Raw genomic sequence first — 19420 nt, forward strand, 5'->3', positions numbered from 1 at the left:
CAAGCGCCCGTCCACACCACGCCCACGCAGTGTGCTGACAGGCTTAACACCGCTGCGCGAACACTGCAGTGCGCTGCCGCGTCCCAATGGCCACAGGAGACAAAGATGCTTGCCCTCAGCTACCACGGCTCACGCGATGTGCGGGTGGAAACCGTGCCCGATCCACTCTTGGTCGAACGCGACGACCTGATCCTGCGCGTCACCGCCACTGCCATTTGCGGCTCCGACCTGCATCTGTATCGCGGCAAGATTCCCGACCTGCACCCCGGCGACATTCTCGGCCACGAATTCATGGGCATCGTGGAAGAGGTCGGCCCCGACGTCACCGCGGTCAAGCCGGGCGACCGGGTCGTGATTCCGTTCGTGGTCGCGTGTGGGCGCTGTTTCCACTGCGTGCTGCAGGAATTTTCCGCGTGCGAAACCACCAATACCGGCAAGGGCGCGGCGCTCAATCACAAGGACATGCGCCCGCCCGCCGCGCTGTTCGGCTTCAGCCATTTGTACGGCGGATTGTCCGGCGGCCAGGCCGAATACGTGCGCGTGCCCAAGGCCAATGTCGGCCCGCTGGTGGTGCCCGATGCCTTGCACGATGAGCAGGTCTTGTTCCTGTCCGACATTCTGCCGACCGGGTATCAAGCCGTTGTCGATGCAGGCGTCAAACAGGGCTCGACCGTTGCCATCTTCGGCGCCGGCCCGGTCGGCCTGATGGCCGCCGCGAGCTGCCGCATGCTTGGGGCCGAACGCATCTTCATGGTCGACCGCCACGCCTACCGGCTCGATTTTGCCTCCAGGACCTATGGTGTGATTCCGATCAATTTCGACGAGGTCGACGATCCGGCGGATGTGATCGTCTCGCAGACCGATGGCCGGGGTGTCGATGCCAGCATCGAGGCGGTCGGCTTCGAGGCCGAAGGCAGCGCCATCGAAACCGCACTGACCAACCTGAAACTGGAAGGCAGCAGCGGCGTGGCGATCCGCCAGTGCATCGCCGCAACCCGTCGCTGCGGTGTGGTGAGCGTGCCTGGCGTGTATGCAGGCTTCATCCACGCCTTCATGTTCGGCGATGCGTTCGACAAGGGCTTGACCTTCAAGATGGGCCAGACGCATGTGCAAAAACACATGCCGCACCTGCTGGAATGCATCGGCAATGGTCAGCTCAAGCCAAGCGCGATCATTTCGCACCGGATGCCGCTGGCTGATGCAGCGCGTGGCTATGAACTGTTCGACAAGAAGCAGGACGATTGCCGCAAGGTTGTGCTCACACCGTGAGTGCATCGGTGGCGCATGCGCAGACGGTGCGGCCGCGGCCGCACCGCCTGCGTCCTGTAACCGTTGAGCACTGCGAACAGGCTCAGTCCAGTGGCTTGGCCGGCACGAACGGCGATACCGGGTCGCTGGCCGGGAAGGTTTCTTCCACCGCTTCGTCTTGCAGCGCGTCCTGTTTTTTCTTGTCGTGCTGCGCCTGGTCGTGCGTAGAGGGAATCTGGTCGGATGTGCTCATGTGTTGTCCTACGACGTGATGCGAGCCATTACGCTACGGTGCGCCGCGTTGGCACAGGTGAAAAGCGTCTTCGCACATCAACGACAAAGGCAACGTCTGTGCCGTCCTGTGCATGGCGGCGGCCACGCATTGCATTGCGTGTGCTGTCGCATTCGGGCTGATGCGGCGCAACCGGAGTCCGTCTCGATCACCTGCGGCGCTGCGTGACCTGTGCGTTCGCAGATGAGGTCACGCAGCGCCGCGGCAACCAGCGATGTCGCCGAGAAGTCAGTCATCGGACAATCCGCGCAGTTGCGTCTGCACCGTAGCAGCCATGCGGAACGCGGCGTCGGTTCACATGCGAACGCGCCCAGGGTGTATGGTGCGTGGGCGGCCGAAACCTGGTGGCGCCCTCACTCATCTGGCCCTTTCCATCGACAATCTCTGCGAACGCTGCGACGCCGTCTGCTGCCGGCTCACCGTCATGGTCGATCCATCCGACCGTATCCCACACCATCTCACCAGCGTGACGCCACAGGGCTGGCATGTGATGGCGCGCGACGAGGAAGGTTGGTGCGTGGCCATCGACGCTGCGCGCATGTGTTGCTCGATCTACGAGACGCGGCCGGCGATCTGCCGGCGTTTCGTCATGTCCGGCCCGTATTGCCGGGACGTGCGTGCGACCTACGACGATCAACGCCGTAGGGGCATTCCCTTGACGCTGTACAACGCATGAGGATTTGCGATGCAGCATTCTCGCCGCCAGTCGATGACCGTCAGTAATCAGCTGGGCAAGCCGCGGTTGTCCGAACAGCGATTGGCCGCCGATCTGCAAGCGTTTCAGCAATCCGGGGGCGTAATCGAGCGCCTGGGCGATACACCGCTACGTCGCGAAAAAAAGCGCGGCGCGGCGGAGGCTGCGCCAGCCGCTGCAGTCACACCGGCCGCCGCAGCCAAGGCCGAGTAAGGCCACAACGGCAACCGGCGTTTTGCGCCTGCCGTGTCAGAGACAGCATCTGCAGCATGCAACATGCCATTGCAGCGCGACGTCTGCGGGGCGATCACACGGCATGCATCGCATCGTCTAGCGGCCGTCTCGCCGAGTCGAATGCCTGTAATGCAAGGGCGCTGGCGATTGGCCCGCGGTCCCGCGCTTGCCGCTGCATTCACGTCGAAGTGGCGTGCGAGATATGGCGTTGCCAGATGCCTCGCGGGCACCGACGCGGCTCGGTCCGCCGTCACCGACGCAACGTAGACGGCCAAGCAGCTTCAACCACGCAAGCGCGGCAGCTGCAGCTGTGGGCGGCACTGCAGGCGCCTAAGCGAGCAGTCGTCTCACGCAGGGCGCAGTGCTCAAAACTCAGGCACCCCGCACAGGCGTCACCGCCCGCACGGACATGAGCGGTTACAGCAGTTGCGCGCGCTTGGTCGCGCCAAGCCCCTGCGCCAATGAGGCCATTTCGTTGGCCAAGGCGACCATATTGCCGCCAGCCTGCGCGGCGATGCCCATGATGCGCTGGTAGGCGTCCCAGAAGTCCGGCCCATTGCCATAGGCATCGTGGAACCCTTGCAGCTCCAAGACCAGCAGATCGGACACTTGGATGTCGGAGCGGTCCATTGTCGTTACCTCGTTGGGGGATTTCCCCGGCCCGCAGCTTATACCCGTTCACCTTACAAAACCGGGTCAGCCGGACAGCCGGAAGCCTGGACCTGAATTGGTTACAAACCCTGACGGTCGTCCGCGAATCGGGCTTGTGGTTGGGGCTGCTTGGCGCCGCCTTCCCGGCCGGTGGCGTGCAGCGCCGCACCTCAGGCCGTCGGCCACACATGGCCTGACGCGCGCACCAGGACGGCTGAATGCCAGCACGCATGGACCCGACAGCTCGCGCGCAACGCCCGCCCGACGCGCCGACCTGCGCGCGTTCCCGTGTAAAATGCCCGGTTTTTGACCGGAAGAATGGCGAAAGTTTCTCCACGGGCGCCCTTGTCGGGCCCGGCGTTCATTCGCCTGCTTGCTCGCCTCAGCAACGCGCACATCGCCCAGTCCAACCACGCGCTGGCCGACCGGCTGAGCCAGTGGATCGATTGGACGCGCGCGGTTGCCGTGTCCAAGGCGCTGGACGGCAAGCTGCCGGACGCCGAGGACCTGCCCGAACCGCGCCCGCTCGATGCGGAGGCTTGCGCACGCGTGCGCACCGCTCTTGCCACCAGCAGCGTGGCCGAGTTGGACGCGCTGGTCGCGCGCATGCGTGCCGAGGCGCACAACGCCGCGCTCGCAGGTGCGCCCGTCGCCGCGCCCGATTTCGCACCGTTTCGGCAGCATTACCTCGCCATGCAACGCGCCATGCGCACTGCCGCCGGCGATCTGCGCGGGCGGCTGCGCGACCTGCTCGCATTGGTCTCCACCGACATGGCGCGGTTGGCCGAAGTGGATGCGGTGATGGAGCTCACCCTGAGCCCGCGCGAGCAGAGCCTGTTGAACACCGTGCCGAGCCTGCTCGGCGCACATTTCGAACGCCTGCGCGATGCTGCACAGGCGCAGCACCGGCCGACCGATGACGCGGCCGCGCCACGCGCGGTGCCCGATGGCTGGCTGGATGTCTTCCGCAAAGACATGCAGAGCGTGTTGCTCGCCGAACTGGATGTTCGTTTTCACCCGATCGAAGGCCTGCTTGCAGCGCTTCGTACCCGCTAACTGGGACGTCATGTTCAGAACTCTCGTACACGTGTGTGTGTTTCTCGTCGGCCTGTTGGCGGTTTGCTGGGTCGGCATCGGTTATCTCGGCTCCAATCCACTCGGCGCCTGCGTCGCGGCGGTGATCGGCGCCTGTTATGTGGCCGGCGCGCTGGAGCTGTATCGCTACCGCCAGGCCACTGCGACGCTGGAAGCGGCAGTCGATGGGTTGACCACGGCGCCTTCTGCCCTGAGCGATTGGCTGCAGGCGGTGCACCCGAGCCTGCGCAATGCGGTGCGCCTGCGTATCAAGGGTGAGCGCGTGGCGTTGCCGGCACCGGTGCTGACGCCGTATCTGGTCGGCTTGCTGGTGTTGCTCGGCATGCTCGGCACCTTGCTCGGCATGATGGCCACGCTCAAGGGCACCGGCTTTGCATTGCAGAGCGCCACCGATCTGCAGGCCATTCGCGGCTCGCTCGCAGCACCGGTGGAAGGCCTGGCGTTTGCCTTCGGCACCTCCATCGCCGGTGTGGCGACATCTGCCATGCTGGGGTTGTTGTCGGCGCTGTGCCGGCGCGAGCGCCTGCAGGCGGTGCAACGCCTGGACCTGAAGATCGCTGCCGAACTGCACCCGCATTCGGATGCGCACCGACGTGGCGAAGCATTCAGGCTGCAGCAGCAGCAAAGCGCCTTGATGCCGGCCCTGATCGACCGGCTGCAGACGCTGATGCACACCCTCGAACAGCACAGCATGGCTGCCGAACAGCGCCTGGCCGCACAGCAGGCCGACTTCCACGCCAGAAGCGACGCGGCGTATGCGCGACTGGCTACGTCCATGGAGCAATCGCTGCAGGCCGGTGTCGCCGAAAGCGCACGCGCCGTCGGTGCGGCATTGCAGCCGGCGATGGAAGCCACCATGGCCAGCATCGCGCGCGATACCGCCGCATTGCAGGCACACCTCACACAAGCCGTGCAGCAACAGCTGGACGGCATCGCCCACGGCTTCCAGACCAGTGCCAGCACCACGGCGCAGCACTGGAGCACGGCATTGGCGGTGCAGGAACGCGCCCAGCAGACCCACAACGCGCAGTTGCAGACCACGCTGGAACAGATTGCCGCGCACAGCCTGGCCGTGCAGGACAGCGTGAGCAGCGCCGTGCATCAGCAATTGCAAGGTGTCGGTGCCGCCATCGAGCAGAACGCGCGCGCGGCGACCGAGCACTGGCAGGTGGCCTTGGCCGCGCAGGAACGCACGCAGGCCACGTTGACCGAGCAGTTGCAGGGCACCCTGGAACAGATCGAGCAGCGCAGCGCTGCCGTGCAGGACAGTGTCACCCAGGCCGTGCAGCAGCAATTGAGCGCACTCAACGATGGCTTTGCCAGCAGCACCGCGGCCAACGCCGCCACCTGGAGCGCCGTGCTTGCCGAACAGCAACGCGCGACCGAAACGCACAGCGCGCAGTTGCATGCCACCCTCGAGCAACTGGCGCAGCAGACCAGCGCCCTGCATGAAGCTGTGCAGCAGGCCGTGCAGCAGCAACTCGATGGATTGAGCAACGGTTTTGCCGACAGCACCGCCACTGCCGCAGCGACATGGACGGCCGCGGTGGCCGAGCAGCAGCGCGCCAATCACGCGCTCACCCAGGAGCTGCAAAACACGCTCACGCAATTCGCCAGCACCTTCGAGGCACGCTCCGCCGCGTTGGTGGATGCGGTTTCGCAACGCATGGCGCAATCCAGCACCGACGCTGCCAGTGCGTGGAGCGATGCACTGGCCCAGCAACAACAGGCCAGCGCCACGTTGTCCAGCCAGCACCACAGCGCACTTGCCGCAGCCACCGCCAGCTTCGACGCGCATGCCGCGGCCCTGGTCGGCACCTTGCAGCAATCGCACACCGACCTGCAGGCGGCATTGGAAGCGCGCGACACCCAGCGCCTGGCACTGTGGAGCGAGCGCTTCGGCGCGATGAGCACGGCCCTGACCACGCAATGGGAACAGACCGGCGAACGCGTCGTCCAGCAGCAGCAGGCCATCTGCGACACCCTGGCCAGCACCGCCAGCGAGCTGTCCACGCAGGCGCAGGCGCAGGCCAGCGCGACGATCAGCGAAGTGTCGCGCCTGATGCAGATCGCCTCCGAAGCGCCCAAGGCCGCGGCCAATGTCGTGGCCGAGCTGCGCCAATCGCTGTCCGAGAGCATGGTGCGCGACACCGCCATGCTGGAAGAGCGCAGCAAGCTGCTTGCCACCCTGGACACCTTGCTCAACGCAGTCAATCACGCCTCCACCGAACAACGCGAAGCGGTGGATGCCTTGGTGACGACCTCGGCCGACCTGCTGCAGCGCGTGGGCAGCCAGCTCACCGAACAGATCGGCAGCGAAACCGGCAAGCTGGGCGCAGTGGCCGCGCATGTCAGCGGCAGCGCGGTAGAGGTGGCCAGCCTGGGCGAAGCGTTCGGCATGGCGGTGCAGTTGTTCAGCGGCGCCACCAGCGATCTCAATGAGCGCCTGCAGCACGTTGCCACCGCACTCGATGCCTCGCTGGCACGCAGCGACGACCAACTTGCCTACTACGTGGCACAGGCGCGCGAGGTGGTCGACCTCAGCATGCTCTCGCAGAAGCAGATCATCGAAGAACTGCGCCAGCTCGATCGCGGGCGTGGCGAGACCGGCGAAGCAGAAACGGCATGAGCGACGAGATCGAAAGCGACGGCGAGCTGGCCACGCCCATCTGGGCGGCATTCGGCGACCTGATGTCGGTGTTGCTGGGCGCGTTCGTGCTGATCCTGGTCGGCGTGATCGGCGTGCAGTTGCAGCTGTCCGGCCGCCTGGACGCGGAGGTCAGACAACGCCAGGCCGAAGCGCAACGCCGGCAGACGCTGGAACAGGCATTGGCCGCACCGTTGGCTGCCGGCCGCGTGACCCTGGTCGATGGCCGTATCGGCATTCGCGGCAATGTGCTGTTTGCGTTCAACTCCGACGAACTGCAGCCGGAAGGACGCGAGGTATTGAAGTCGCTGGCGACGCCGTTGACGCAATACCTGCGCACGCGCGACGAGATCCTGATGGTCAGCGGATTTACCGACGACCGCCCGGTGCTGGGCGGCAATCGCCGCTACGCCGACAACTGGGAACTGTCCGCGCAACGCGCACTCACGGTGACCCGTGCCCTGATCGCCGAAGGCGTGCCGGCATCATCGGTGTTCGCGGCCGCATTCGGCTCGCAGCAACCGGTGGATTCCAACGCCGACGAAGCCCGCCGCGCGAAGAACCGCCGCGTGGAGATCGCGCCGATCGCGCGCCCGCCGTCGCGCGCAGGCGCATCGAGGCAGCCCGCAGCGACCGCCGCACCGCGATGAGCAAGCCCGCACTCTCCGCGCGCGCACCTGGAGCTCTGGCGCAGCCAGGGCGCCGATCGGCTGGATCCGGTGCGCTTCCATCTGATGGAATGCTTGGCAGCGCGCGCCGCCACGCAAGCCGATGCGGTGCGTGAGGTGCTGGAACACAAGCTTGGCGCGATGGTCGATGGGTATGCGACAGCGCTGAAGCAGACAGCGCGTCGCCGTGCCGGTCGCCGTGCGGCGTCTGCCTCGACGCCTGCGTCGCCGCAGCCCAGCGCATTGGGTGCGCTCACCGCGCAGATGGCCGGGCATGCGGCGCTGATGGAAGTGGACAGCCGCAAGACTGCCAGCGCAGATGCGATGCTGTTTCCGGAGCTGCCGGCGCTGGACGACTTTCGTCGCACCTGGACCACCGTGCGCACCGCCAGCCAGGTGCGGCAGTCGCTGCAGGATGCGCCCAAGGATGCCGGCCCGCTCAATTCCAGCGTGCTGGTGCATCGCTGCATCACGCTGATGCGCGAGCGCTCGCCGGGCTATCTGCAGCACTTTCTCGGCTATGTGGATGCGTTGTCGTGGCTGGAGCAGCTGCACACCGGCGGCGCGTTGGCCAACGAGGAGGCTGCGCCGTTGGCGCCTGGCAAGAAACGCAGCAAGAGTCCGTCGAAACGACGCAGTTAACCCCGCGATCGGTCCCGATCTACGTCGGGGCAGCCTGGCGCGGTCTCCGATCCCGGCGATGCATCCCGGCACAAGGTGTGCGGGGCCCCCACTGTAAGCATGGCGTCGCTGCACGCTTCTGGCTGCGACCTCTGTTGCATTGGTCACGCCGCAGCTGCAATTGCATGCAAGCGCGCACGACCTCCAGAAACCAGCTGCCGGCGCACGGCAGTGGCTGCAGTCAATCCTGAGCACAATGCATGCTCGACTGGACGTGGCGCCCGCCGGTCACGCTGGCATCCACCACACTGGCGCAAGCGCCGATCGCCGCTTGCGCCGTCGCGGAGCATCGCTCAAAACCGCAACTGCGCACCCACCGTCCAGCTCCGCGGCGCACCGGGATACACCCACTGCTCGCTATACGAAAATGCCGCATAGCGGCGATCGGTGAGGTTCTCGACCTTGGCATACAGGCGTAGCCGCTCGCTCAGATCGTAGTGGCCGACCGCTCGCCACACGGTGTAACCCGGCAACACGAAATCGGTGTTGCTATCCACAGATCCCAGCCGCTCGCCCGTGTGCGAGACGCCCACGCCCAGCGCCGCGCGACGTTTGCCGGTCAGCGGCTGTTCGTAGTTCAAGAACGCGTCACCGCTCAAGCGCGGCACATTTGGAAACCGCCGGCCTTCGGCCAGCCCGGTACTGGCGGCGGCAGCACTGCTGCGCGTCACCTGCGAATCGGTATAGGCCAGGCCCACCGACGCGGCCAGGCGCGCGGTCAGCCTGCCGAGCAGATCCAGCTCCAGCCCTTGGCTGCGCATCTGACCCACAGGCAGCGAAAAACTGGTGTCGGCCGGATCCAGGCTCAATACGTTTTTCTTGTCGATGCGGAATGCGGCCACCGTGGCTTCCAGGCCATCGCCAGGCTGCACGTATTTCAAGCCGGTCTCCAGCGAGCGGCTTTTCTCAGGTGCAAAGCTTTGTCCGTTGGCACCCACACCGCTGTTGGGGCGAAACCCCGCCGCGGCACTGGCATACAGCGACAGCGCATCGTCTACATGGAAGATCATGCCTGCACGCGGGCTCACCACCCCGTCGGATGCGCGCTGCGTGGTGCCGCGCAGGTGGTTGTCCAGGTCTTGCTGATAATGGTCGTAGCGCAGGCCAAGCAAGGCCTTCCAGCGCGCGCCCAGATCGATCTGGTCCTGCGCGTACACGCCCCACACCTGCTGGCGCTCGTCGGTATCGGTGATGGTGGACAGCCGGCCTGGCTGTGCCACGCCATAGCGCGGGGCCAGCACATCGATGCTGTAGGGCGTGGCCGCGGAACGGGCGCGCTGCTGAAAGCGGCTGTCGTCGAAGCGATTGGCATCGATGCCGAACAACACGTTGTGCGTGACCCTGTCGGCCTGAAAACCGCCAAGCACTTCTGCACGCGCCGCGATATCGCGGCCCTGGTAATCGCGGTAGCGGCGTTCGCGGCGCAAGCTGCGCTGATCGGCCTGCAGCGTCCAGGGTTCGGTGGAAAATCCACGCATGCCACTGTCGCGGTAAGTCGCCCCACCCTGCAACGACCAGGTCTGATCCAGACCATGCACCACGAACACCTGGTGCCCGGTGGAATGCAGGTCGATATCGCCATCGCGCGGTTCGCCCAGAAAGCGCGAGGCCGGCAGCCGGTTGGCATCGCCACCGATAGCCGTCACGCCCCGATCGAATGGCGTGTGGAGACGCACCGCCTCCAGCTCATACGACACCGTCGTATCGGGCGCCGGCATCCACAATAGCGACGGCGCCAGCAAGGTGCTGTCGCTGTCGACGGTATCGCGAAAGCTGTGTTGATCCTTGTGCATCACATTCAGACGGTACGCCACGTTCTCGCTCAGCGGGCCGGTGCTATCAATGGCCGCGCGATAGCTGTCGAAGCGGCCTGCCGATACATCCACGCTGTGCTGCGGCTGAAACAGCGGCTTTTTGGTGACGATGTTGACGGCCCCGCCCGGCTCGCCGCGTCCGTACAACGCCGACGCCGGCCCCTTGATCACCTCGATGCTTTGCGTGTTGGCCGCATCGCGCAGGCCGTTGTAACCGCGGCTGGCATTGAAGCCGTTGACCATGTAATCCGAACTGAAATTCGGGTCGCCGGTAAAGCCGCGCATCGAATAGCTGTCCCATAGTCCGCCCAGGTTGTTGGCCTTGGTGATGCCGCTGGCCAGCTCCAGCGCGCCAGCCAGATCGGTGACACCCGCATCTTCGAGCAAGGTCCGGTCGAGTACCCGCGCACTGATCGGCAGATCACGCAGCGGCGCATCGGTCTTGGTGGCACCGGTAATGCTCAGCGCGCGGTAAGGCGTGTACTGGCTGCGCACCTGCACCGCATCCAGGTCGCGCGCCTGCGACTGCGCAGCCTGCGCGCAGGCAATGCCGCAGGCGCAGGCCAGCAGGCTGAGCAAAGGCAGCGCGTGCAGCATGCGGCGGCGCGGGAACACGGGCATCGGGCAGAACTCCTGAAGCGCCCCGGTGCAGTCTGTCCGTGGCGCAAGTAAAAGACGCAAGGCAAAAGGTGAAGCGCGGAGACCGCTATGAAGCAGGGCCGGCCGTTGTTTCAAAACGTGGCGCTCGCCCGAAATCGTCGCGCGTGAACGGGCGGTCGCGGAACAGATAGCCGTAGTAGAACGTGCGCAGCGCCCGGTGATAGGCCCGAATGCGATCCTGATACGCCAGCTGTGCCTGCAGATCGGTGCCGGCCAGGCGCGTCAACGCCGCCTGCAACGCAACCGGCGGCAGCACGCTGGCCACGCGTTGCGCCAACGCTTCGCGACGCTGCAGCCCCTGGCGATACGCTGCCACCTGCGGCGCCACCTGCTGGTCGCCATTCTCATGAAATGCGAAGTACCACTTGTAGTGGAACGCCGTCGTCAGCGGCGCCGAATCGGCCCATTGCCGATTGCGCGCGTAGAACGCCTGCATGGTGTCCTGGCGCGGGATGTCCCAGGCATGGTTGACCGCCTCGCGCTGCAACCGCGCGATCTCGACACCCTGGTTGACCGGCACCGCCTGATTGATCGCCACATGCGCCAGCGCTGGCGCCACCAACGCCAGCACGACCCAGCAGGTGGCCAACGCCGTGGCATGCGCCGCAGGCCGCCACTGGATGCGCCCGACCAGCACCGACAGCAGCACCCAGAACAACAGGTACGCGCCGCCAAGCGCCAGCACCGCCAGTTGCTGCAACCACGGCACCGCATTGAACGTGGCGAACATGACGAACGGCGCGCTCAGGCACACAAGCACCGCCGCTGCGCGCACCACCACGCGGCGCACCAGCAGCGCAGCGCCCGCACCGGGCAGTGCGGCAAGCATGCGTGCACGCCCTGCTTCGCGCTCGCCCGAACGCAGATCGAACAACAGCGCAATCACGAACAGCGGCAGCAGGAACACCAGCACGAACGCGTAGTCGAAGCGGCCAGCCAACGCGAGCTCGGGGTTGTAGCTGTCGCCATCATGGATCTGCGCTTCCAGCCCCAGCGCGCGCACGCGCACGCGCAAGATATACGGCGAGACATCGCGCAGGCCGATCGCCGCAAAGGCCAGTGGCGATGGCAGGTCCCAGGTGGGGTGGAAGCTGTAATAGGCCGCGCTGCCGGCATCGTTGGAACGCGCCACGTAGTCTTCCACCGCGGCGCTGTCTTCGCGCTGCAGCGCTGCAATCTTGGCGACGTTGTCGCGCTGCGTCGCCATCACGTGTTGCCCGGACAGCAGGCTGCACACGGTGAGCAGCGCAAGCAACAGCAACCCGGCGAGCGCTGCACGTGCGCGCAGCAGCAACAGCAGTTCGTATTTCCACAGCACCATCAGCGCGCCACTCCCACACCTCGCCCGGCTGCCACCAGCATGCACAGCGCAACAAGCAGCCAGGCCCCGATCAGGCCGAACGCCGCACCTGCCGTACCGATCACCTCGGTCGCCGACGCCGGCCGGAAGGCGAACACCGGAATCTCATGCCAGTGCTCGGACGAAATCCGCTTGCGGCGATCGGCGCCTGCGTCCTGTGCGGTGTCGTCGGCCATGCTGACCGCGTCGGCCTGCAGTTGGTTGAGCTGCTGCACCAGCGTGTAGCGGTAGTGCTCAGCCTGCGCCAGGAATCGCAGATGCGCGCGCAGGTCGGTTTCCGCCAGCGTCATGGACACCTCGCGCAGCGCCACTGTCGGGCTGAGCAACGCAAATGCGCGTACCAGCAGGTTCTGTTGCTGCTGGATGGACGCATCGCGGCCTGCATATCGCTCGAACAGGCTTGCGCTCAGCCGCTCGCCTTCCAGTGCCAGCAGGCCCTTGTAGTTCACCGGCAGGTCTTCCACGCGCTGCACGCCGTAACGGGCCAGCGTCTGCTGCTTGAATTGCGCAAAGTGCGGGTCGTCCGGATTGTGGCTGTCGCCGAGCGTGCGCAGGTCGCGCTGGATCGCCACATCGGTTTCCAACCGGGTCGGTAGGCGGTACGCGGCACTGGCCGCGTCCGGCGCCACGCGCGGCACCAGCAAGGCCAGCCACACCCACACAGCCAGCGACACCAACAGCGCATCGCGGCCGCGGCGGCACAGCATCGACACCGCCAACACCAGCGCACACCACACCAACAGATACGCGCCATAGGCCAGCACCAGCAGCGCAACCAGCGGCGCTTGCCCTGGCAACAACGCAATCGGCGCCAGGCCGATCAAGGCCGGCAGCAGGCAAGCGCCGGCCACCGCCGCCAGCGCGAGATATTTGCCGCCGAGCAACTGCCGGCGCGTGGCACCCTGCAGCAACAGCGCGCGCAAGGTGCCGGTTTCCTGCTCGCGCGCCACTGCGCCATAGCCCAGGAAGACCAGCATCAGCGGCGCCAGCACCTGCAGCACGAAGGCGGGCGTCAGCTGGCCGAAACGCACCAGCAACGAACTCTGACGCACATCGCCGAAATTGGCAGTGTTCTGGCGGTGCCCTTCCAGAAACATGCTGTTGCCGGTGAACGCATCCACGCCGGAATCGAATGCAGCCAGCGCCGGCAACGGGCGATAGATGAAATGGCCGTAGTGCACCACGCGGTGCGGATGCCGGTCCGGCTGTGCTTCGAACGCCTGCTGCGCTGCCTGTTGCTGCCGCGCGCGGAAATCGGCCACTTCGCGCTGGTGGTGCGCAGCGGTCAACGCCGCCACCAGGGTGAGCAACATCAGCAACACCACGCCGATGGCCGCGGACCGGTTGCGCGCCATGTAGCGCAGTTCTTCGCGCGCGACCAACAACACCGGACTCATACGTGCAGCCTCACGCAGCGCGATCCTGCGGACGCGCGAAACGCGCATGCAGGGTGCGCACATCGAAGCCGCTGTCGCCGGCACCGATTTCTTCGGCAATCCGGCCATTTTCCAGAAACCCGATGCGGTCGGCCACATCCACCGCACCGAGCAGATCGTGGGTGACCATCAGCACCGCAGCGCCGCGTTCGCGCACGCTGCCGACCAGGCGATTGAAGTCGGCAATGGCGCGCGGGTCCAGCCCGGAGGTGGGCTCGTCCAGCAGCAGCACCGGTACCTCGCGCAATGTGGCCACGGCAATGGCCACCTTCTGCCGCATGCCTTTGGAGAACCCTGCCAGCCGTTGCGCCCAGGCTTCGCGCTGCAGGCCAGCGGCTGCAAACGCCTCGCCAATGGCGGCCTGGCTGCGGCGCTGGCCGGCCAGGGCGAGTAGATAGTCGGCATTTTCCAAGGCGCTCAGATGCTCGTAGAGCGCCACGTTTTCCGGCAGATAGGCCAAGTGCGCACGCGCCTTGCCGGGGTCGGCGACGGGGTCCACAGCGTCCACCCGCAAGCTGCCGGAGACGGGTTTGACGAAGCCCAGCAACGTGGACAGCGTGGACGACTTGCCGGCGCCATTGCCGCCCAGCAAGGCGTAAACGGTGCCGCGCGCGACGCCGAGGTTCAGCCCCTGCAGCACCGCGCGGCCGCGGTAGGCCACGTGCAGGTCGGAGATTGAGATCGCGTGGGTCATTGAAGAAATCAGGGCATGATTAGGGGATGCATTGATAAATGATACGTTATCACATTGCCTAAATCGCTAGAATCCGCCGCCGCAGGCAGAGGCTTGGGCATCACTGACTTAGTGCCGCGCCGCGCATTGCGCCTGCGGTCATCGCCTTGCGGCGCGGACATCCAACCAGGCGCCCTGCGCCGACACGGCTGGCCGGCACAAGCAGACACCGTCGCCCACCACCCGAGACCCTCACACCCCACATGACCTTCAAAATGCGCAGCGGTAATTCGCCCAATGCTTTCCCTGTCTCCGACCACCACGCTGCCGCTCATGCCAAGGCCTGCAACACCGCGCGCAGCACCCGACGCATCGCCAGAGTGCTGGCGATCGCGCTGTTCGCTGCCGCCCAGCTCGACGCGCAGACCATCGATGCCAGTGCTCCGTTGCCGCCGGTCCGGGTATGGCACGGTGCAAGCGAGGCATTGATCGTGTCGCCCGACGATCCGTGGATCACGCCGGCCGAGCGCAGCGATTTCGTCAGCACGCCCAGCTACGCGCAGACGCGTGCGTGGTTGCAGCGGCTGGTCGCCGCCTCGCCGCTGCTGTCGCTGGAGGTGTTCGGCAAGACCAGCGAAGGGCGCGATCTGCTGCTGGTACGCGCGCGCAAGGGCAAGCCCGGCAAACCGGTCGTGCTGGCACAGGCCGGCATCCACGGCGGCGAGATCGATGGCAAGGACGCCGGCCTGATGCTGCTGCGCGATATCGCACAACGCGGCAAGGACGATCTGCTGGACAAGGTAGATTTCGTGTTCGTGCCCATCCTCAACAGCGATGGGCACGAACAACGCGGCCCGCTCATCGGCGCCGCCTTGCGTGGCCCGCAGCAGATGGGCTGGAATACCACACCGCGCGGCATCAACCTCAATCGCGACTATCTCAATCTGGAAGCGCCGGAGACGCGCGCGATCGTCAAGCTGCTGCACACGCTCGACCCCGCGTTGTATATCGACCTGCATGTCAGTGGCGGGCTCGATCATCAGTACGACATCACCTTTACCTTCGCCGGCTGGGGCACCTATGCGCGCTCGCGCGCCACTGCCGGCTGGCTGCAGCAGCGCTTCACGCCGGCCGTCGACGCCGCGCTGCGCCGCCAGGGTCATGAACCTGCGATCTACCCCAGCCTGATCGACGAAGACGTACCGCGCTCGGGCTTGCGCCATTCGCCCGAAGGCCCGCGCTATTCGACCGGTTACGGCGACTTTGCCGGCATCCCCACGGTGTTGGTGGAAAACCACCGCTTGAAGTCATACCGGCAACGCGTGCTCGGCGATTACGTGCTGCTGGAAGAAGCCCTGCGCGTGGTCGGCCGCGATGCACACGCCATCGCGGCCGCCAAACATGCCGATCGCGCGGCACGCCCGCAGGAATTGATGGTGGCGTGGGAACGCCTGCCGCAGCCGATCGACCACATTCCGTTCAAGGGCGTGACCTACACCCGCGCCCTGTCGCCGGTGTCCGGCCGACCGGAATTGCGCTGGGAAGGCCGCGACGAAACCTGGTCGATGCCGGTCATCGGCTACCGGCAGACGCAGGCCGTGCAGTACCCGGTGGCCTGGTGGATTCCGCCCGGCAACGACGATGTGCTCGCCTTGCTCGATGCGCATGGCATCCACTACGAACGCCTGCAACAGCCAACCCGGCGCGCGGTGCAGCAGATACGCATCACCAAGACCGGCAGCAACCAGGTGCCGCACACCCATGACGTGGAAGAAGCCTTTCCCGCCGGCAGCGTCCGCGTGCCCACCGATCAACCGATGCGCATGTTGGCCGCCGGCTTGCTGGAACCGCGCAGCAGCGATTCGCTGCTGGCCAGCGGACGTTTCCGCCATGCCGGCAGCCCCGACAGCGGGCTGTGTGCCACCGAGCTGGTTGAGTTCAGCGAACGCGTGTTGCGCAGCGATGCCGCGTTACGCAGCGCGTTTGAACAAAAACTGGCCAACGATGCGGCGTTCCGCGCCGATGGCGATGCGCGCCTGCATTGGGTCTATGCACGTTCGCCCTACGCGGCGATCAGCGGCTGGCGGTATCCGGTGCGGCGCGAAGTGATGCAATAGCGCCGCCCATGCCTGTGGCGCTCACCGCGGTGCGGGTGCCATCACTGGGGCATGCTCGGCCATCAGCGCGATCACCCAATCGATGAACACGCGCAGCTTGGCGCTGACATGGCGGTTGGGTGGGAAAGCGATCGACAGCGGCATCGCTTCCAGCTGCCAGTCCTGGAAGATCGGCACCAGCTCGCCGCTGGCGACATGCGCGTTGGCCATATACACCGGCAGCCACAGCACACCCATGCCGGCCAGGCCGGCGGCCAGATAGGCATTGCCATCGTCGGCGGCCACTACGTGGCGGCCGTGCACGCGCACCGCTTCGTCGCCGCGTTGCATCACATACGGCACGGTTGTGCTGCTGCCCCAGCGCATGAAGCCGACACAGCGATGCCGGGTATTTTCCAGCTCCGTCGGGTGCGTCGGGGCGCCCAGCCGCTGCAGATAATCGGGCGCGGCATACACGCCGGCCTGCAGGTCGCCCACGTGACGCGCCATCAACGACTGGTCGGTGATGGCGCCGCCGCGTATCACGCAATCGACGTTTTCGCCGATCAGATCCACGCGGCGGTCGCTCACGCCCATGTCCAGCTGGATCTCCGGATAACGCGCATGGAATGCCGGCAACGCCGGCATCAGGATCAGCCGCGCCAACGGGCTGGGCACGTCCACGCGCAGGCGCCCGCGTGGCGAGGTGGCTGCAACCGACAGGCTGGTTTCGGCATCGTCCATGTCTGCCAGCAGGCGCAGCACGCGCTCGTAATAGGCCGCGCCATCGGCAGTGACCTGCACCCGGCGCGTGGTGCGATTGAGCAGCTTCACCCGCAGGCGCGCTTCCAGCTGCTGCACCAGCTGGGTCGCGCTGGCGCGGCTCATGTGCAGGTGTTCGGCCGCCTTGGTGAAACTGCCGGTCTCGACCACGCGCGCGAACGCCTGCATTGCATCGAATCGATCCACCGCTGCTCCCGCCGCCAAGATTGTTTGGATTCTACAAACAGTGTTGGTCGATGCTGCCGATTTATCGCCGCCGCGCACGCGCCTAACGTGGACCTCCGTTCTAGCACTTCGATGGAGAGTCCCATGGCCACACGCGACGTCGTTTTTCCGCAGGGCCGCCACGCCCTGTACGAGCGCCACCATTACTCGCCGGCGGTACGCGCCGGCGGCCTGCTGTTCGTCGCCGGCCAGGTCGGCAGCCGCGAAGACGGCTCGCCCGAGCCCGAGCTGGACGCGGAAATTGCCCGCGCCTTCGTCAACCTGGATGCCGTCCTTGCCGCGGCTGGCTGCACTTCCCAAGATGTGGTCGACGTCACCTTGTTCATGGTCAACCCGGAGGTGGTGTTCGAGGCGATGTGGGACAAGTGGGTCGGCTACTGGGGCCCGGCCCCGTACCCCACCGTCACCGCGGTCGGTGTGACCTGGCTGGCCGGCTTCCAGTTCGAGATCAAGGTGGTGGTCAAGCTGCCAGCGGCTGCCTGACCGCTTCCGTAGGAGTGCACCGCATCGCCTGGGCTGTTCAACCGGAGGTGGGGGCAGACCTGCTGCCTAGCGAAAAGTAACTAGCTCGCCCAGTGCGATGCACCGTGTTTCGATAGGCCACGCCTGGCTTGCCAGTGCGTGGCGTTCACGTTTTCGCGCGACCGCCAATCGGCCGACGTGCGCCGCATCCGTGCGCTGGGGCGCAATGCCGGCTCTTGCCAGTCGGTGACTTACGTCAAATCTGCCTGCCGGTCACGACGGACGGAAATGTCCGGGGCGTGCCGTCGACCACCAGCGTCCAGGCTTCCTTGAATGAACACCATAGCGCGCATCTATCACGGGAATTAGCGGCGCGCTGGTTCCTTAATCCCCACTATTTCGGTTGTAACAATCTCGCTAAAGCGACGCAACAGGCGGCCGCTACCAGGAATCTGGGCATACCAGCGCTCACCGTTCTGCCCATGCGTCCCCGATGACGCTGCGTCCACCACTCTCAGCCGAGATTCCAATGAAATTGACCGTCAAGCTTCTCAGCGGCGCCATCGCCCTGGCCTTCTCGACCTGCGCCTTTGCGCAGGAAGACTCGATGTTTACCTTCAGCGGCTTCGGCACGCTGGGGGTGGTGCATTCCACCGAAAACCAGGCCGACTTCACCCCGGACATCTAGACCGACGAAGGCGCCGGTGCCAGCCACTCCACCTCGGCGCGCCCGGACTCGCGCATCGCCGGTCAGGTCAATGCCAAGTTCACCGACAAGTTCACCGGCGTGCTGCAGGTGACCAGCGAATACGCCGAGCGTGCCGACTACACGCCCAAGGTGACCCTGGCACACGTGAAGTACCAGTTCGGCCCGCAATTCGCCGCCCGCCTGGGCCGCATCACTGCGCCGCTGTACATGCTCTCCGAGTACCAGCGCGTGGGCTACGCCACCCCGTGGGTGCGTCCGCCGTATGAGGTCTACAACTATCTCCTTCCGATGGATGGCGTGGAAGGCGTGTACACCATCAACGCCGGCCAGAGCGTGCTCAGCCTGCAGGGCTTCTACGGCCGCATCGACTCCAAGAAGGCCGATGTGGACGCACTGCGCGGCCTGGCGCTCGGCCTGGAATCGGGCGCGTCGACCTTCCGCGTCGGCTACATCGTGGGTACCAGTACCTTCGATACCCCGTCGCTGCAGCGCCTGTTCTCGGTCTACCAGCGCATCAACCCGGCACTCGCCGATCGCCTGACCACCTACGACGTGCCCGGCAGCTTCGCCAGCGTGGGCTACGCCTACGATCCGGGGAAGTGGTTCCTGCGCAGCGAAGTGATCCGGGCCGATTATTCGCCCTCGCTCAACGGCAAGACCACTTCCGGCTATGTCAGCGTGGGCGGTCGCTTCGGCACGCTGACCCCGTCATTCACCTACGGCAGCGTCGATAGCAAGGGCCCGACCATCGCACGCGGCCAGGACCCGGTAGGCGTGATGACTGGCGCAGTAGCGCAGGCCGAAAGCGGCCGGCACAGCTTCACTGCCTCGCTGCGCTGGGACGCACGGGAGAGCATGGCGTTCAAGCTGCAGGCCAGCCATATCGACAACAACGCGGGTTCGTTCGGTTCGTTGAACAACATCCAGCCGGGCTTCCGCCCGGGCGGCAGCTACAACCTGCTGTCAGCTTCCGTCGACTTCGTGTTCTAAGA

Annotated in this window: 15 protein-coding genes and 2 pseudogenes; 10 read left to right on the top strand and 7 right to left on the bottom strand. The window is 65.9% G+C overall.

Translation table 11 applies throughout. From position 1 onward, the window contains the following. The first annotated feature begins 105 nt into the window (after positions 1–105). A complete protein-coding gene (locus J7367_RS13430) occupies positions 106–1269 on the top strand; it encodes a zinc-dependent alcohol dehydrogenase (protein WP_057659122.1) in 1164 nt (387 codons plus the stop codon). Positions 1270–1351: 82 nt separating this feature from the next. Here J7367_RS13430 and J7367_RS13435 read toward each other — a convergent pair whose 3' ends face one another. Further along, on the bottom strand, positions 1352–1501 hold the full coding sequence (locus J7367_RS13435) for a hypothetical protein (protein WP_057659120.1): 150 nt from the start codon (positions 1499–1501) through the stop codon (positions 1352–1354). A gap of 463 nt (positions 1502–1964) precedes the next feature. Between J7367_RS13435 and J7367_RS13440 the strand changes: the two genes are divergently transcribed. Together J7367_RS13440 and J7367_RS13445 are read left to right on the top strand one after the other, a co-directional pair. Continuing rightward, positions 1965–2216, top strand: coding sequence for a YkgJ family cysteine cluster protein (locus J7367_RS13440; protein ID WP_003489252.1), 252 nt, complete (start codon positions 1965–1967; stop codon positions 2214–2216). Positions 2217–2225: 9 nt separating this feature from the next. Further along, positions 2226–2447 carry a hypothetical protein gene (locus J7367_RS13445; RefSeq protein ID WP_042674850.1) on the top strand — a complete coding sequence of 74 codons (222 nt, stop codon included), beginning with the start codon at positions 2226–2228 and terminating at the stop codon, positions 2445–2447. A gap of 438 nt (positions 2448–2885) precedes the next feature. On the opposite strand, the gene J7367_RS13450 is transcribed toward J7367_RS13445, so the two are convergent. Continuing rightward, the gene (locus tag J7367_RS13450; RefSeq protein WP_005911311.1) at positions 2886–3098 is read right to left on the bottom strand and encodes a hypothetical protein; all 213 of its coding nucleotides are present in this window, start codon (positions 3096–3098) and stop codon (positions 2886–2888) included. A 327-nt stretch (positions 3099–3425) separates the two neighbouring features. Here J7367_RS13450 and J7367_RS13455 point away from each other — a divergent pair, with 327 nt between their 5' ends. The 4 genes and pseudogenes from J7367_RS13455 to J7367_RS13470 all read left to right on the top strand — a co-directional run bounded on the left by J7367_RS13455 (position 3426) and on the right by J7367_RS13470 (position 8171). After that, positions 3426–4175 (top strand): DUF3348 domain-containing protein, encoded by a 750-nt coding sequence (locus tag J7367_RS13455; protein ID WP_139792817.1) that lies wholly within the window; start codon positions 3426–3428, stop codon positions 4173–4175. Between the two features lie 10 nt (positions 4176–4185). Then, positions 4186–6843 carry a DUF802 domain-containing protein gene (locus tag J7367_RS13460; RefSeq protein WP_057659115.1) on the top strand — a complete coding sequence of 886 codons (2658 nt, stop codon included), beginning with the start codon at positions 4186–4188 and terminating at the stop codon, positions 6841–6843. Beyond that, a complete protein-coding gene (locus J7367_RS13465) occupies positions 6840–7511 on the top strand; it encodes an OmpA family protein (RefSeq protein WP_057659113.1) in 672 nt (223 codons plus the stop codon). Before J7367_RS13460 ends, J7367_RS13465 begins: the two co-directional genes overlap by 4 nt. Further along, positions 7508–8171 (top strand): annotated as a pseudogene (locus J7367_RS13470) (DUF2894 domain-containing protein). Before J7367_RS13465 ends, J7367_RS13470 begins: the two are co-directional and overlap by 4 nt. 332 nt (positions 8172–8503) lie before the next feature. Here J7367_RS13470 and J7367_RS13475 read toward each other — a convergent pair. From J7367_RS13475 to J7367_RS13490, 4 genes are all read right to left on the bottom strand, one after another. Then, positions 8504–10645, bottom strand: a complete 2142-nt coding sequence (locus tag J7367_RS13475) for a TonB-dependent siderophore receptor (protein WP_057659112.1) — start codon at positions 10643–10645, stop codon at positions 8504–8506. Between the two features lie 85 nt (positions 10646–10730). Beyond that, on the bottom strand, positions 10731–12005 hold the full coding sequence (locus tag J7367_RS13480) for a DUF3526 domain-containing protein (RefSeq protein ID WP_057659109.1): 1275 nt from the start codon (positions 12003–12005) through the stop codon (positions 10731–10733). Next, positions 12005–13441 (bottom strand): DUF3526 domain-containing protein, encoded by a 1437-nt coding sequence (locus J7367_RS13485; protein ID WP_057659185.1) that lies wholly within the window; start codon positions 13439–13441, stop codon positions 12005–12007. Before J7367_RS13485 ends, J7367_RS13480 begins: the two co-directional genes overlap by 1 nt. 10 nt (positions 13442–13451) lie before the next feature. Then, on the bottom strand, positions 13452–14174 hold the full coding sequence (locus J7367_RS13490; protein WP_007962992.1) for an ATP-binding cassette domain-containing protein: 723 nt from the start codon (positions 14172–14174) through the stop codon (positions 13452–13454). Positions 14175–14416: 242 nt separating this feature from the next. On the opposite strand from J7367_RS13490, the gene J7367_RS13495 reads away from it, so the two are divergent. Next, on the top strand, positions 14417–16270 hold the full coding sequence (locus tag J7367_RS13495) for a M14 family metallopeptidase (RefSeq protein ID WP_057659107.1): 1854 nt from the start codon (positions 14417–14419) through the stop codon (positions 16268–16270). Positions 16271–16291: 21 nt separating this feature from the next. On the opposite strand, the gene J7367_RS13500 is transcribed toward J7367_RS13495, so the two are convergent. Continuing rightward, a complete protein-coding gene (locus tag J7367_RS13500; protein ID WP_033481000.1) occupies positions 16292–17236 on the bottom strand; it encodes a LysR family transcriptional regulator in 945 nt (314 codons plus the stop codon). A gap of 105 nt (positions 17237–17341) precedes the next feature. Here J7367_RS13500 and J7367_RS13505 point away from each other — a divergent pair, with 105 nt between their 5' ends. Continuing rightward, positions 17342–17740, top strand: a complete 399-nt coding sequence (locus tag J7367_RS13505) for a Rid family hydrolase (protein WP_022560096.1) — start codon at positions 17342–17344, stop codon at positions 17738–17740. A gap of 508 nt (positions 17741–18248) precedes the next feature. Then, positions 18249–19418, top strand: a pseudogene (locus tag J7367_RS22300) (hypothetical protein). The last annotated feature ends 2 nt before the right edge of the window (positions 19419–19420 follow it).

This window comes from Xanthomonas sp. D-36-1 (assembly GCF_017746155.1).
GTDB lineage: Bacteria > Pseudomonadota > Gammaproteobacteria > Xanthomonadales > Xanthomonadaceae > Xanthomonas > Xanthomonas cissicola.